Origin of the sequence: Streptomyces sp. NBC_00344, from assembly GCF_036088315.1 — a bacterium.
In the GTDB taxonomy this organism is placed as follows: Bacteria; Actinomycetota; Actinomycetes; order Streptomycetales; family Streptomycetaceae; genus Streptomyces.
In genome coordinates this window covers 189932-203806 of record NZ_CP107996.1, presented here as the reverse complement: position 1 = coordinate 203806, position 13875 = coordinate 189932, and the positions used below count along the sequence as shown (strand labels likewise).

13 protein-coding genes and 1 pseudogene are annotated in these 13875 nt (G+C 67.5%); 11 read left to right on the top strand and 3 right to left on the bottom strand.

Translation table 11 applies throughout. The features are described 5' to 3' along the window. Nucleotides 1-75 precede the first annotated feature (75 nt). Nucleotides 76-1413 (top strand): gluconate:H+ symporter, encoded by a 1338-nt coding sequence (locus OHS16_RS01050; RefSeq protein WP_328535216.1) that lies wholly within the window; start codon nt 76-78, stop codon nt 1411-1413. A gap of 45 nt (nt 1414-1458) precedes the next feature. Next, a complete protein-coding gene (locus OHS16_RS01045; RefSeq protein WP_328535215.1) occupies nt 1459-2790 on the top strand; it encodes an enolase C-terminal domain-like protein in 1332 nt (443 codons plus the stop codon). Nucleotides 2791-3110: 320 nt separating this feature from the next. Here the strand turns inward: OHS16_RS01045 and OHS16_RS01040 are convergent, their stop codons facing one another. Next, the gene (locus OHS16_RS01040) at nt 3111-4541 is read right to left on the bottom strand and encodes a UDP-glucose dehydrogenase family protein (RefSeq protein ID WP_328535214.1); all 1431 of its coding nucleotides are present in this window, start codon (nt 4539-4541) and stop codon (nt 3111-3113) included. A gap of 480 nt (nt 4542-5021) precedes the next feature. On the opposite strand from OHS16_RS01040, the gene OHS16_RS01035 reads away from it, so the two are divergent. The 5 genes from OHS16_RS01035 to trpS all read left to right on the top strand — a co-directional run bounded on the left by OHS16_RS01035 (nt 5022) and on the right by trpS (nt 9685). Further along, nucleotides 5022-6224: a copper resistance D family protein gene (locus OHS16_RS01035; RefSeq protein ID WP_328535213.1), complete on the top strand. Its 1203-nt coding sequence runs from the start codon at nt 5022-5024 to the stop codon at nt 6222-6224. Nucleotides 6225-6337: 113 nt separating this feature from the next. Continuing rightward, nucleotides 6338-6763, top strand: coding sequence for a hypothetical protein (locus OHS16_RS01030; protein WP_328535212.1), 426 nt, complete (start codon nt 6338-6340; stop codon nt 6761-6763). A gap of 192 nt (nt 6764-6955) precedes the next feature. Further along, on the top strand, nt 6956-7573 hold the full coding sequence (locus OHS16_RS01025) for a hypothetical protein (RefSeq protein WP_328535211.1): 618 nt from the start codon (nt 6956-6958) through the stop codon (nt 7571-7573). A 374-nt stretch (nt 7574-7947) separates the two neighbouring features. Then, nucleotides 7948-8229 (top strand): hypothetical protein, encoded by a 282-nt coding sequence (locus tag OHS16_RS01020; protein ID WP_328535210.1) that lies wholly within the window; start codon nt 7948-7950, stop codon nt 8227-8229. A 343-nt stretch (nt 8230-8572) separates the two neighbouring features. After that, entirely contained in the window at nt 8573-9685 is a 1113-nt protein-coding gene (gene trpS, locus OHS16_RS01015) for a tryptophan--tRNA ligase (protein WP_443042534.1), read from the top strand. Nucleotides 9686-9704: 19 nt separating this feature from the next. Here trpS and OHS16_RS01010 read toward each other — a convergent pair whose 3' ends face one another. Continuing rightward, nucleotides 9705-9950: a hypothetical protein gene (locus tag OHS16_RS01010; protein ID WP_328535209.1), complete on the bottom strand. Its 246-nt coding sequence runs from the start codon at nt 9948-9950 to the stop codon at nt 9705-9707. A gap of 95 nt (nt 9951-10045) precedes the next feature. Next, entirely contained in the window at nt 10046-10849 is an 804-nt protein-coding gene (locus OHS16_RS01005) for a methyltransferase domain-containing protein (RefSeq protein WP_328535208.1), read from the bottom strand. Between the two features lie 599 nt (nt 10850-11448). Between OHS16_RS01005 and OHS16_RS01000 the strand changes: the two genes are divergently transcribed. From OHS16_RS01000 to OHS16_RS00985, 4 genes and pseudogenes are all read left to right on the top strand, one after another. After that, nucleotides 11449-11652, top strand: a complete 204-nt coding sequence (locus OHS16_RS01000; RefSeq protein WP_328535207.1) for a cold-shock protein — start codon at nt 11449-11451, stop codon at nt 11650-11652. 322 nt (nt 11653-11974) lie between these two features. Continuing rightward, nucleotides 11975-12967: pseudogene (locus OHS16_RS00995) on the top strand (DEAD/DEAH box helicase); the annotation flags it as partial. A gap of 82 nt (nt 12968-13049) precedes the next feature. Next, a complete protein-coding gene (locus OHS16_RS00990) occupies nt 13050-13454 on the top strand; it encodes a CBS domain-containing protein (protein ID WP_328535206.1) in 405 nt (134 codons plus the stop codon). A gap of 55 nt (nt 13455-13509) precedes the next feature. Then, entirely contained in the window at nt 13510-13818 is a 309-nt protein-coding gene (locus OHS16_RS00985) for an SCO5918 family protein (protein ID WP_328535205.1), read from the top strand. Nucleotides 13819-13875: the final 57 nt, after the last annotated feature.

Sequence of the window (13875 nt, the reverse complement as noted above, 5' to 3'; positions counted from 1 at the left end):
ATCCGTAGAGGACCGGCCCCGGCCGGCCTCACATGTGCGCCACCTGCTCGACCCACAGTTCAAAGGGGAACTGCCATGCCACTGCTCGTAGTCGGAATCAGCGTCCTGATTCTGCTGCTCCTGATGACCAAGCTGAAACTCAACGGCTTCGCCGCCCTGCTCCTCGTGGCGGTCGGCGTCGGCGTCGTCCAGGGGATCCCTCTGGAGAAGATCCCGGACATCCTCGCAGAGGGTATCGGTGGCCAGATCGGTGACACGATGCTCACCATCGGACTCGGCGCGATGGTCGGCCGCGTCATGGGGGACTCCGGTGCCGCACAGCGCATAGCCGGCAAGCTCCTCGATGCCTTCGGCCCCCGCTGGGTTCAAGTCGCCATGGTGGTCACCTCGATGCTCATCGGCGTGACCATGTTCTACGAGGTCGCCTTCATCATCATCGTGCCGATCGCGTTCACTCTGGTGAGGGTCACTGGATCGAAGCTGCTCTGGGTCGGGCTGCCGATGTCGATCGCCCTGTCCACCATGCACAGCTTTCTGCCTCCGCACCCCGGCCCCACAGCAGTCGCATCCACCTTCCACGCGTCCATCGGGCTGACCCTCCTCTACGGCCTGTTCATCGCCGTCCCGGCCGGTGCGCTCGTCGCCCTCGTGTGGCCGCGCCTGCCGTTCATCAGGGCGATGGACCCCCAGATCCCCAAGGGCCTCGTCAATGAGCACGAGTTCACCGATGAGGAGATGCCCGGGCTCGGCTGGTCGCTGTCCGTGGCTCTCTTCCCGGTCGTCCTGATCGCCGGTGCGGCGGTCACCGATCTGGTCACCTCCGCGGAAACCCCATTCCTGCATCTGGTCGCGTTCATCGGCTCGGCGCCCATCGCGCTGCTGCTGACCCTGGCCCTCGCGGCCTGGGCGTTCGGGCCGCGGATCGGCCGCAGCCTGGCCGAAGTGAACGCCTCCTGCACCTCGGCGGCACAGGCGATGGCGATGATTCTCCTGGTGATCGGCGCAGGGGGCGCTTTCAAGAACGTCCTGGTCGAAGGCGGGATCTCCGACTACATCAAGGAGGTTACCGACAGCTGGTCCATCTCGCCGATCATCCTCGCCTGGCTCATCGCGGTCATCCTCCGCATCGCCCTCGGCTCGGCGACGGTAGCCGTCGTCACAGCCTCCGGCGTGGTGCTGCCGCTCATCTCGGGCAGCGGGACGCACGCCGAGATGATGGTGCTCGCCGTGTCCTGCGGCTCCATCGCCTTCTCGCACGTCAACGATCCCGGATTCTGGCTGTTCAAGGAGTACTTCAACCTGTCGGTCGTTGATGCGATCAAGGTCCGGACCACCTACACGACGGTGCTCGCCGTCCTCGGCCTGGGAGGAGTTCTGGCGGTCGAGTGGGCCCTGGACGTTCTCGCTCTCTGATCGCGGAACCCGCGTCAACCCCCGTAACTAAGGATTTTGATGAGAATGACACAGCAGCCGACCGTCACCGAGTTCTCCGTCTATCCGGTAGCAGGCCGGGACTGCATGGAGCTGAACCTCTCCGGTGCGCACGGCCCCTACTTCACGCGGAACGTCGTGGTTCTCAAGGACTCCGAGGGCCGTACGGGTCTCGGCGAGGTCCCCGGCGGGGAGGCGATCACACAGACGCTGCGTGACGCCGGGTCCCTGGTGCTCGGTGCGAGGGTGGGCGATTACAAGCGGGTCCTGAGTGCGATCGCGGACCGTTTCGCCGATCGCGACGCGGGCGGACGCGGCGCCCAGACCTTCGACCTGCGCACCACCGTCCACGCGGTCACCGCTGTCGAGTCCGGGCTGCTCGATCTCCTGGGGCAGCACCTCGACGTGCCGGTCGCTGCGCTGCTGGGCGACGGACAACAGCGGGACGCCGTCCGGGTGCTGGGCTATCTCTTCTATGTGGGCGATCCCGGCCGGACGGACCTGGAGTATGTACGCGAGCCCGAATCGGACGTGGACTGGTACCGGATCCGCCACGAGGAGGCCCTCACGCCGGAGGCGATCGTCCAGCAGGCAGAAGCCGCTCACGCGCTGTACGGCTTCCGGGACTTCAAGCTCAAGGGCGGTGTCCTGGAGGGTTCCGAGGAGGTCAAGGCCGTACGTGCGCTCAAGCACCGCTTTCCCGACGCCCGGATCACCCTCGATCCGAACGGGGCGTGGTCGCTGCGCCAGGCCGTCGAGCTGTGCACGCCCCTCGTCGGCATCCTCGCGTACGCCGAGGACCCCTGCGGCGCCGAGGGGGGCTACTCCGGGCGGGAGATCCTGGCCGAGTTCCGCCGCGCGACGGGCCTTCCGACCGCGACCAACATGATCGCCACCGACTGGCGGCAGATGACCCACGCCTTGGCCCTCCAGTCGGTCTCCATCCCGCTGGCCGACCCGCATTTCTGGACGATGCAGGGCTCGGTGCGGGTGGCGCAGCTGTGCAACGCGATGGGTCTGACCTGGGGTTGTCACTCGAACAACCACTTCGACATCTCGCTCGCCATGGTCACGCACTGCGGAGCCGCTGCGCCCGGCGCGTACAACGCCCTCGACACGCACTGGATCTGGCAGGAGGGTCTTGAGCGGCTCACTGTCGCCCCACCGCGTATCGTCGACGGCGAGATCGCCGTCCCCGACACCCCAGGCCTGGGTGTCCGGCTCGACATGGACCGGCTCCTCGCGGCGCACGAGCTCTACCGGGAGAAGACGCTCGGAGCTCGCGACGACGCCACAGCGATGCGGCAGCTCGTCCCCGGCTGGGAGTTCGACGCCAATCGACCGTGCCTGGTGCGGTAGCTGGACAATCCAGCGGGTCGGCCGAATTCCTGCAATGTGGTCTCCCCCCCCAGCCGGTGGCGAAGCCGCCGGGTGCGGTGCTGCCGTGACTGCTCATGGCACCGCGTTCGGCTGAACACACAGTGCGCTGCCGGGGGACGGCTTCATGCTTCGGCTTTCGACGGGCGGACCCGCTCCCTTCCGCCCGCCCCCATGTACCGTCAATGACAGACCAGGTGCGGTCGCGTGTGCTGATCTTCCTCTCGCTCCCGCCCTGGAAGCGCAACCGGTGGTCAACCGGCGCTCGGTCAACCACCAACGACCGTGGACTGTACGGCCGTTCAGGGCGGGCGGGCGGCCGAGAGGCGGCCCATTCCCCGGTATTCCCAGCCGGCTCCGAGCCAGCGCGTGGCATCCAGGCAGTTCCGTCCGTCGACGACGCGGCAGCCCGCGACAAGCCTCGCCACGCGAGCGGGATCAGCCGAACAGAACTCCTGCCACTCCGTGAGTACGCAGAGCAGATCAGCGCCAGTGACAGCCTCGTCGGCGCTGGTCGCGTACAGCGCCTGCGGTACCTCGCGCCGGGCGTTCTCCATGCCGCGCGGATCGTAGACGGTGACCTCCGCCCCGGCGCCCAGGAGGCGGCCGACCACGTCCAGCGCCGGCGAATCCCGCACATCATCCGAGTCGGGCTTGAAGGTCGAGCCCCAGACGCAGATCCTTGCCCCCATCAGGGGACGTCCCGCAGTAGCCCTAGCCGCCGCGTCGCGGCCCGCGAGGAGCTGGACGGCCAGTTCCAGCACCCGGGCACGACGGCGTTCGTTGATCTCGTCCACTTCCCCGAGGAAGCGCAGCGCCGGCCCGGCCCCCACCTGTTCGGCACGGGTGCGGAAGGCCCGGATGTCCTTGGGGAGGCAGCCGCCGCCGAAGCCGAGACCTGCCTTCAGGAAATGGCCTCCGATCCTCGGATCGAGACTGATGCCCCGGGTCAGATGGGCGATATCAGCGCCGGTCGCCTCACACACCTCGGCGACCGCGTTGATGAAGGACACCTTGGTGGCGAGGAAGGCATTGGCGGCGACCTTGGTGAGCTCCGCGGTGGGCAGGTCGGTGACCACCACGGGCACCTCGCGGCCTTCCACTTCGGCCAGTTCGAGCAGCCGGGCATGGGCGGCGCGCAGCATGGTCTCGGCCCACTCGCCGTCCACGCCGAAGACGATGCGATGAGGGCGCAGCACGTCCTCGACCGCGCGGCCCTCCTGAAGGAACTCGGGACTCCAGGCGACCTCTGCCCGTACGCCCGGCGGAACCGTTTCCTCGACCAGCCGGGCGAGCCGTGCCGCCGTGCCGACCGAGACGGTGGATTTACCGACGATGAGGGCGGGCTTGGACGGATGATGTGCCAGTTCACGCACTGCTGCGTCCACATAGGAGAGGTCCGCGTCGTCGGTTCCCGGGCGCTGGGGCGTGCCGACACACACGAAATGCACGTCGCCGAAGTCTGCGGCGCTCCGGTAGTCGGTGGTGAACCTGAGTCGGCCGCTGTGCAGGTTGCTCTCCAGCAGACTGTCGAGTTCGGGTTCGTGGAACGGGAGCTGTCCCTGAGCCAGTTTGGCGATTCTGGTGGCGTCGGTGTCAACGCCCAGGACCTGGCAGCCCAGTTCGGCGAAGCAGACGGCATAGGTCGCACCGAGGTATCCGCAGCCCAGGAAAGGCAGCTGGGGCAGGTCTGAGGGCGCTGGGACGGGCAGTTTGTTCGCGCGGTCGGTCATGCGGATCCTTTCGGGGCCGGCGGGCGGGCCGTGGTGCTTGTGCCGCGGTGGGGTGTCATGCACCGGCGGGCACGGGCGACAGCGATTTTCCGGCGGTCTTCGTCGGGGTGCCCAGGAGCCTGCAACACACCGTCGAGTGTCAGATGCTCGATCACGACGACCCTGCCCATGGCCGTGTCCTCCTTCTTGGTTCGGCGGGCTCGGATGCACCGCCATTCATATGAACGGCAGACCGCTGGGACCGGCGCGACTCATCGGTCAGCGGCAAAAAGGGGCCTGTTCCGGTCAGGACAGCCCTGATGGGTCCTGGACATACGTTGGCCGGACGGGTTCCGTTCACCGCCGCGCCGGTCGGATGGGTCACATTGACCAAGTAAATTAGGCATGCCTAACCTAAGCATCCTGTTAGTCGGATGCGAGCAAGGGTTACCAGCCATGCCCCTACCCGGTCAGATGCCCCACGGCGTGCCTTTCTCCGCGATGGCGGCGCCATCGACCCCTCTCGGCCCGTTCGAGGACAGCGCCGTGTCATGGGCGACCTGGACGGCCTTGATGGGTTTTGTCGGCCTGATCGCCCTTGCGTTGGTGGCCGCGGGCCCCGCGGCCCGGGTTGCCGGATCGGACACGCTGGCCGCTGTTACTGCACGGCTGTCCCGAGTCGCGGCTGTCCTGGGGCTTCTGGCCGTGCCTGCGGTGCTGACCGGCGTTGCCCATGCGGCGTCGGCGAGCGGTGGCTACGACTACGCAGCGGCCGGTAACTCGCTGTTCGACGGCAGCAACGACGGCCGCCTGTCGGGGCTGGAAGTAGTTCTCGTTCTGGTCGCCGCGGCGCTGGTCGCTCCGCTTGCCGTCCGCAGGATTGCGGCGAGTGCAGCCCGGCGCTGGCTGTTGGCGGCTGGGCTCTGTGCCGGAGCGATCGCGCTCGGAACCACCCGATTCCCGGATGCGGTGCCCGACGACTGGGGCCGGACCATCTTCGAGACCCTCATGTGGATGATGCACCTGCTCGGCGGGGCCGTCTGGATCGGCGGCCTGGCTGGATTGCTGCTGCTCGCCTTCCCGGGCGCGATCGCCCCCGTCGACCGGGGTGCGTTCTGGGCCCCGGCGATCCGCCGCTTCTCAGCCGCTGCGATGAGCTGCGTCGGTGCGATCGCACTGTCCGGGTTGTTCCTCTACTGGGAGCATGTGGATGGCCTCTCGCAGCTCCTCACCACGATGTACGGGCGCGTGCTCGGAGTGAAGATCCTGATGTTCGGCACCCTTCTGCTGATCGGCGCCTTCAATCAGTTCTGGCTGCACCCGCGCATCGACGCGCTGCGTGCCGCGGGCGACGAGCGCCCGCTGTACGCCATCCTCGTGCGGAAGTTCCCCGTGACGGTCGCGGTCGAGACCCTGCTCGGGCTGGCGGTCCTGTTCGTCGCACCCTTCCTCCACGGATCAGCCCGCAACCAGGCATATCAAGCCGGTATCGCCAAGCACTCCACCATCGCGGCGGACGATCTGCCCAAGCTCCCTGTCAAGGACGTCAGCCTCTCCACCTGGGTATGGGGCACCACCGAAACCGTCGCTCTCATCGTCCTGCTGATCGCCGGTTACGTGATATCGGGGTATCTCGCCCGCCGCCGTACCGCAGGTCGCGTGACGGCCACCGCGAACGCGCAGGGCGAGCTCAATGCGGCGTGAGCCCCACTGATTCCCGACGTCCTGCTGGTGGGACAATGACCGGGAGGGGCCGGAGAACGCGCCGGCCATCCGGAAGCCCAGGGGGGGCCGTGATCACACCGTGGCGCAGAGCCGTGGCCTATGCAGTAACCGTCACTCTGGCCTCACTGGCGGTCCAGGCGGTCGTGGGCTTCCTCGTGCTCATCGTCTCCGAGCACACCGCCGCAGGGCTGGCCGACTTCTACGGCTCGGACACGCTGCTCTTTGTGTTCTGTGCGGTCATCGCGCTGAGCGCCGCGCGCCTGTGGCTGCCGGCACTGTCGCAGTGGCGTACCGCCGTCCTGGATGCCACGGTGTACACCGTGGTGCTGCTGGTGGTGTCCGTCGCCACCTCTGCCGGTAACGGCTTCGGTGAGGCAGTGGACTTCGGTTTCATCAGGCTGACCCTTGGCCTGTTCACCCTCCAGATCCCGGCTGCGCTTGCCGCCTGTGCGCTCGCCTACGGGCGTCTGGTGCCGGTTGCCAAATCCGGCAGGGCGCCGATGAACACGGTGAAGTAGACGCCTCGGCTACGGGAGCGTTCCGCCGGCGCGGCTCGGCAGAGCCCTCCCACCGTTGGCCGGGGGGCCGCCGTTCATGGGCACAAGCCTGCGGAGTACTCCTGGCGGATGCCGCCTGACGATGCCGCAGATGTCGTGGGTCGCGCTGTACTCCGCGACCCGGGCGTCCTCACGTGAGTGTAGGCTGCCTAGTTGATCTTGCATCGATTCATCGGGGGATGGGCGATGAAGAACACGTCCGGCATACGTCAGGTGCGGGCCGTGACCCAGGCGGTGGGCCGACGTACCGCGTTGCGATACCTGGCCATCGGTGTGGGCGCGTCGCTGCTTGCCGCGTGCCGCACGGATCACGACAACAGTAAGGACGCTGATCGCACGTCCGGGGCGGGCACCGGTCCTGTCGGGCAGGCCTTCAGTGCCTTTGTGCTGGGCAAGTGGCGGGTCGAGGTCATCCCGGCCGGCAACGGTTCGGCCGGCACCGTCCTCGCGGAGATCACGGCGAGCAGTTGGACCATCGGTAAGGACGGGCAGGATTCCTCGTGGGGTGGGCAATGGGCCCTCCTGGGCAGCAAGTTGGCTATCCAGGGTCCGGAATCTCCCAATGACCTGGACGAACTGGTCGAGGTGGCCGCACTTCACGTGCCCGGCAAGGTCGGTCGGACCGAGTCGTTGCTGCTTCCGTGGCAGCCTCCCGGCGGCAGCTCCGCCGACACGGGCCAGGAACTGAAAGTCACATACGCCAAGGGCACGTTGAAGATCGTCCACATCGACGGTGCGAGCCGTACGGAATTCACCTGCACCCGGATGTAGAGCGGGCTGAACACGTCGCTGCGGGCTGACTTCATCGGGCCCACACCAAACCGAGCCCCGCCCCGCCCTTCAGGGGTCGGGTGGGGCTCGGTGTTTTCGAGCCCGGGTTCCGGCAGCCCCATGGTCTGGGTTCGCTGACACCAGCTGACAAAGCGGCTGACAAAAGGAGACGCCAGGGGCCTTCACTTCAGACGTCTCCCGTGCGGCCAAGGAGGCACCGTGAGCCCTGGACAGGTGTGGGCGATGTTCGATGGCAGTACGGTCGCGACGGGGGAGGGCGAAACATTCAAGGCTGGTGCGCCGCCGCTTGTGCGGATTGTTGCTGCTGAGCTGGGAGAGGGCTTGGCGGGGATCGGGCGGGGATTGCCGCGGACGTGCTGATCTTCTCCACCATGGATGATCTGAGGCTCTCCGGCACTGCTGGGCGCGTTCAGTTCGGCGGCGTTGACGTTCTGGCGCTGCTCTGGGCGGTCAATCTACTGGTGTCCCGGCCGCGTCAGCTGCGTGCGTTCAACTGCGCCGTGGCGGTCCAAGATGTGTCGGTGCTGGAGTCGACCGAGCAGCGGACCCTTCGGTTGCGGCGAGGCTGCGTTCGTGTGCGGCCTTCGTTCTCCTGGTGGCACTGGGAGGCGCATACGTCGACCATTGGCCGCTGATCGGCCTGGGCGTTCAGCTGATACTGGGCATCGGCCTCCTTCATACCTGGCGTACCGCGGTCTGGTGGGAGCGTCGGGACGGCGTTCATCCATGGAAGCCGGCACTGTCTGCCGTTGGTCGCGAGAACGGCAGGGCGAGGAACCCTCCGGTTCCGCGTGGATCTGCAGCCAGGACGTTAAGATGCGCTCATGCACCTTTCTTCATGTCTGAGCTGGTGGCGCTCCTTGTAGGAGCGGCCGCCTCTCATGCATGACCGGGCCGTTCGGACGGACGGCCCTTTCGTGTTTTCTGGCTCTGGGGCCGTGTCGTCCTGACGGCAATACCGACCCACCAGGAGACCCCGTGAACACCACCCCTCGGTCCGCAGGCGCCGACGTCCCGTCCTCCGATTCCGCCGCCGACGAGCTCGGGACGTCCGCAGCGCAGGCCCGCAGTGCGGTGCTGGAAGAGCTGATCCTCAAGGACCCAGGCAAATTCCGTGTCCTGACAGGAGATCGTCCAACGGGGCGTCTGCACCTGGGCCACTACTTCGGCACCCTCCACAACCGTGTACGGCTCCAGGACCTCGGAGTGGAGATGTTCGTGATCATTGCGGACTACCAGGTGCTGACCGATCGCGATGTGGCGGACAACCTGACCGGGCATGTCGAGGAACTGGTACTGGACTACCTCGCCATCGGCGTGGACCCGGCACGCAGCACGATCTTCACGCACAGCGCCGTTCCCGCCCTCAACCAGCTGCTGCTGCCCTTCCTCAGCCTGGTCTCCGTCGCCGAGCTGAACCGTAACCCCACGGTCAAGGACGAGATCGCCCACTCACGGCAGTCCTCCGTCAGCGGTCTGATGTTCACCTACCCCGCTCATCAGGCGGCCGACATTCTCTTCTGCAAGGCCAACCTTGTCCCGGTCGGCCAGGACCAGCTACCTCACCTCGAACTCACCCGAACCATCGCCCGACGCTTCAACGACCGCTACGGCAACGGCGCCGACGTGTTCCCCCAGCCCGATGCGCTGCTGTCGAATGCCCCACTGCTACTCGGCACGGACGGCACCAAGATGAGCAAGAGCCGGGGCAATGCCATCACCCTGGCCGCCGATGCCGACGAGACCGCCCGCCTGATCAAGGGCGCCAAGACCGACTCGGAGCGTCACATCACCTACGACCCGGCCACCCGTCCCGAAGTGTCCTCGCTCCTCCTCTTGGCAGCGCTCTGCCAGAACCGCACTCCCCAGCAGGTGGCCGACGACATCGGCTCGGCAGGAGCTGCCGCGCTGAAAAGGACCGTGACGGAGTCGGTCAACGAGTACCTGGGCCCGATCCGGGCCCGCCGTACCCAGTACGCACAGGACCGCGCCTACCTTCGCGAGACGCTGCGCGAAGGCAACGAGCGAGCCAGAGCCGTTGCCGACTCCACTCTCGCCGGGGTGCGTGCCGCCATGAACAGCGACTACTGAAGATGTCCAGCACTCTCGCTCACGAGACGCCGACAACGGCTACCAGGAGCGATACCGATTCCGTGCCGAAGTCGACCTGGCTCCGGTAGGCGCGCTGACGCTGCTCGGCGGAGATGCGGACAGTTTCGCTCACCTGCAACGGAGTGGCGCTTCCGTCCTTCATCTCGGTGACTGCGAAGACGCCGATCAGGTACGAGCTGCGTTCGACGCTGGACGCCAGCAGTGTCGCGCTACCGGACGAAGTCGTACGCGTGCTTGACCTCACGAGGCGATGCCTTGCTCGAGCTGGGCGACTCGCTGTCAGGCGCGTAAGGGCCCGTACGGACGCTGGTCGCTCCTGTGCTCGCCCAGGAGCACCGGTTACGGGCGGCGTCCCCATGCGGAGATCATGGGGGCGGTGGCAAGGTCGAGGCGTCCGGTGGCGACATTCGCCAGGTGGCGGTCGATCTCCTCGTCGGTGGCGAGCCCTTCCGCGACCAGCAGGCGGCGGATCTGACGCACAGTCGCGGCTTCGAGGACCGCGCATGCCGGGGAGGTGATCGGGAAGTACGCGTCGGCCTGAACATCCTCCAGAGGCGCCTCGCGCAGCAGCCTGGGCAGAGTTCGCCCGTACGCGAGATCCGCGCCGCGTGACGCCATCAAGGCGCGGAAGCCGGATCGCAGCCGGTTGGCGAGTCGTTGTTCGGGACCGGACTCGTCCGGACACAACAGCGGCTGCAGCGCCGGGTCGGCGTCCTCCAGGAGCAGTCGCCCCCCGGGCCGCAGCGCTTGGACCATCCGGCGCAGCGCCTCGGCGCGATCGGTGACGTGTACCAGGACCAGCCGGGCGTGGACGAGGTCGAAGCCGCCGGGCGGCGGAGGGTCGGCCGCCACGTCGTGGCGCAGCACCTCGATCACGCCACCGGCGATGTCCCGGGTCCAGGACACGTCGATGTCGGTGGCGACCACCGCTCCCGCCGGGCCGACTCTCTCGGCCAGCCCGAGGGGTACGGAGGGAGCGCCGGCACCGACCTCCCAGCACCGCATGCCGGCAGTGATTCCGAGCTGGTCGACATGTCGGAACGTCACCGGGTCGAACAACTCGCTGAGGGCGCCGAAACGGATCCCTGCCTCCGATTGCTGGTTGTCCAGCAGATAGCCGTGATCCGTGTTGTGTTCAGCCATGCAACGAGTCTGGCAGAAGGGGCAGTCGGACCCCGGTCGCCTGCTGCGTGGCCCGCTCTCCTGGACCCTCGGTTCCCCCCGCGACGTCACCCAGGTCGTGGGCGCCGAGTCCTGGCCGGGCCGACCCGGCTCCGGCAGTTCCGTTCAGCGCCCGCCTCAACTCCGCAGGCCCCGGCGGTAAGCAGCATGGGCTGGTTGGGCAGAGCCCGGCCCGCTTTCTTCGGGCCGGGTGGTACGGGTCGTGTCACCGAAACAGCGCTGGCCTACGAGCCGTGAAGGGCGACCGCTCTTCCTGAAACGCTGTGCTTCGGGTGGTTCAATTTCTCTGCCCGCGAGGTGAGGGTTTGGGGCGTCGCGTACGGAGTGTTTTTACCGCAACTGACAGAGTGGAATTATTAACAGTATGTGGGCCGCTACCACGTGCTACTGTCGATCTCAGTTGCAGGTGTGGTTCCCAACACTTCAAGCGCCTTCGCCGGTATTTTCAGCCACTGGCAGCGTTTTCGTACGGCCGGTCATTTTCCGGACGGGGCATCATCGCGGCGGCCCGGTATCCACGCATCGCGGGTCCCGGCGTACTGCCCCAAAGGAGATATGGCATGGCGTCAGGCACCCTGAAGTGGTTCAACTCGGCCAAGGGTTTCGGCTTCATCGAGCAGGACGGTGGAGGCGCTGACGCGTTCGCCCACTTCTCGAACATCGCCGCCGATGGCTTCCGTGAGCTGCTCGAAGGCCAGAAGGTCACCTACGACATCGCACCGGGCCAGAAGGGCCCGACGGCCGAGAACATCGTTCTCGCCTGACGCTGACGCGCACTTGCAGCTGGGGCCCGCATCCCTCGGGGTGCGGGCCCCAGCTGCGGGCATTTCCGGCAGTGGTGTCACCTGTGGGACAACACCGCCCGCCGCCCCTTCCAGGGATCCGGGCCGCTACGGAGCTGTATGCGTCAACGTCCGGGATTTCACGTCCACATGGCGTCACCCATTTGATCGACCCCGCCCCGCCCCGGATTCACTGCAAACCATATCTGCTTTCGCATTCCATTCGGCTCGTTCTTGCGATTCCCCGCGCTGCTCTTCCGCTGCGGGAATTCCTTGATACGCGCTGTATCAAGGAAGGTTCTCAATGAATTCCACCCGTACGAACGGCCGCTCCTCCCACTCCCGCCGCACCGACGGCCCCGCTTTCGGCACCGGCGCCGCTTCGGGGCGGGGCGGCCGCTTCGGCACGCCCGTCCCGGACCGATCGGGGGATCCGAGCCGCTCGGGGGGTCACGGCAAGCGGCCCGCAACGGTCCGGAGTGACTTCGCCCCGCTGGAGACGATCACTCCCGCGCTGCCCGCGGTCGAGGCGTTCGCCGACCTCGTCATGCCCGAGCAGCTTCAGGCCGCGCTCACCGCCGAAGGCGTGAGAGTCCCGTTCCCGATCCAGGGCGCGACCTTGCCCAGCACCCTCGCGGGCCGCGACGCCCTGGGACGCGGACGCACCGGCTCCGGCAAGACGCTCGCCTTCGGCCTGGCCCTGCTGGCCCGCACCGCCGGCCAGCGCGCCGAGCCCCGCCGGCCGCTGGCCCTGATACTCGTGCCGACCCGTGAGCTGGCCCAGCAGGTGACCGACGCACTGACCCCCTATGCCCGCTCGGTGAAGCTGCGCCTGGCCACCATCGTCGGCGGAATACCGATCGGCAGGCAGGTCAATGCGCTGCGCGGTGGCGCCGAGGTCGTCGTCGCGACGCCGGGCCGTCTCAAGGACCTCACCGACCGCGGCGACTGCCGACTGAACCAGGTCGCGATCACCGTTCTGGACGAGGCCGATCAGATGGCCGACATGGGCTTCATGCCCCAGGTCACCTCGCTCCTGGACCAGGTCAGCCCGGAGGGCCAGCGGATGCTGTTCTCCGCCACCCTCGACCGCAACGTCGACCAACTGGTCCGCCGCTACCTCACCGATCCGGTCGTCCACTCCGCCGACCCTTCCACGGGTTCGGAGACTGCGGCACGCGAGGGCCGGGTGATCATGTTCTTGGACACCAAGCACGCCGTCGACCGGCTGACGCAGGACCTGCTGAACAGTGGTGTCCGGGCTGCCGCCCTGCACGGCGGGAAGTCGCAGCCGCGCGACCGTGCGGCAGTCCTCCTTCGGTGAGGCGGCCTAGAAGCTTCGTGACCAGGAACCGACCCATCTCTGCAGGAGGCACGTTTTGACGCTGATTCAGATGCAGCCCCGCTCGGCGAATGCCACTCCCGTACACAGGACGGCGGCCGACGCCATGGACACAGGCGGACCGCAGGTCTGCGACTGCATGACCATCGAGGTCGCCCTGTCCGTCATGGCAGGCGCCCGCACCGGGCACCTGCTCGTCTGCGACAACGACGGCCTGTGCACCGGGCTGGTCACCCGGGCCCAGCTCGCCGCAGTCCGCGACAGCTCCGCGTACACGGACCGGATCCAGCTGCGCGACATCTTCCGCGACCGCGGACCGTTCACCTCGCCCGTGACCTCGATGGCCGAGGCCGAGCACGCGATGCGCTCCCGCCGGCTCGTCGCGCTGCCCGTCGTCGACGATCAAGGCAGTGCTCTGGGCGTCCTCGCCCTCACCGGCTGAACCTCCCCATCCGCGGCAGAACCATCCCCCTTCGTTCCTCTCCCTGTGAGGCATCATGCGCTGTGTCATCGCCCGCTTCCCGTTCGACCTCACCAAGAGCGGCGTCCTGGAATCGATGAAGGGCATCAGGCCCGAGCAGGTCTTCGGAGAGTCCGTGATCATCGGCCGCCGCACCTACCCCGCAAAGCAGGTCGGCGAGGTCGTCACACGCCAGGACCGCCGCGACTTCACCGTCGGTGAAGTCCTCCGGGCCATGACCCAGCTCGGCTTCACCTGCCGTGGCCTTCCTCAGGCTGCCGCGCCCACGCGCCTCAACTCGTTCGAACAGGCTTCCGCGATGCTCGGCGCCCCCGCGGTCGTCTGACCGACCGGCAGCCGCGAGTGCGGGCCGGGTGGAGAGTTCCGCCCCGAGAGACCGGCC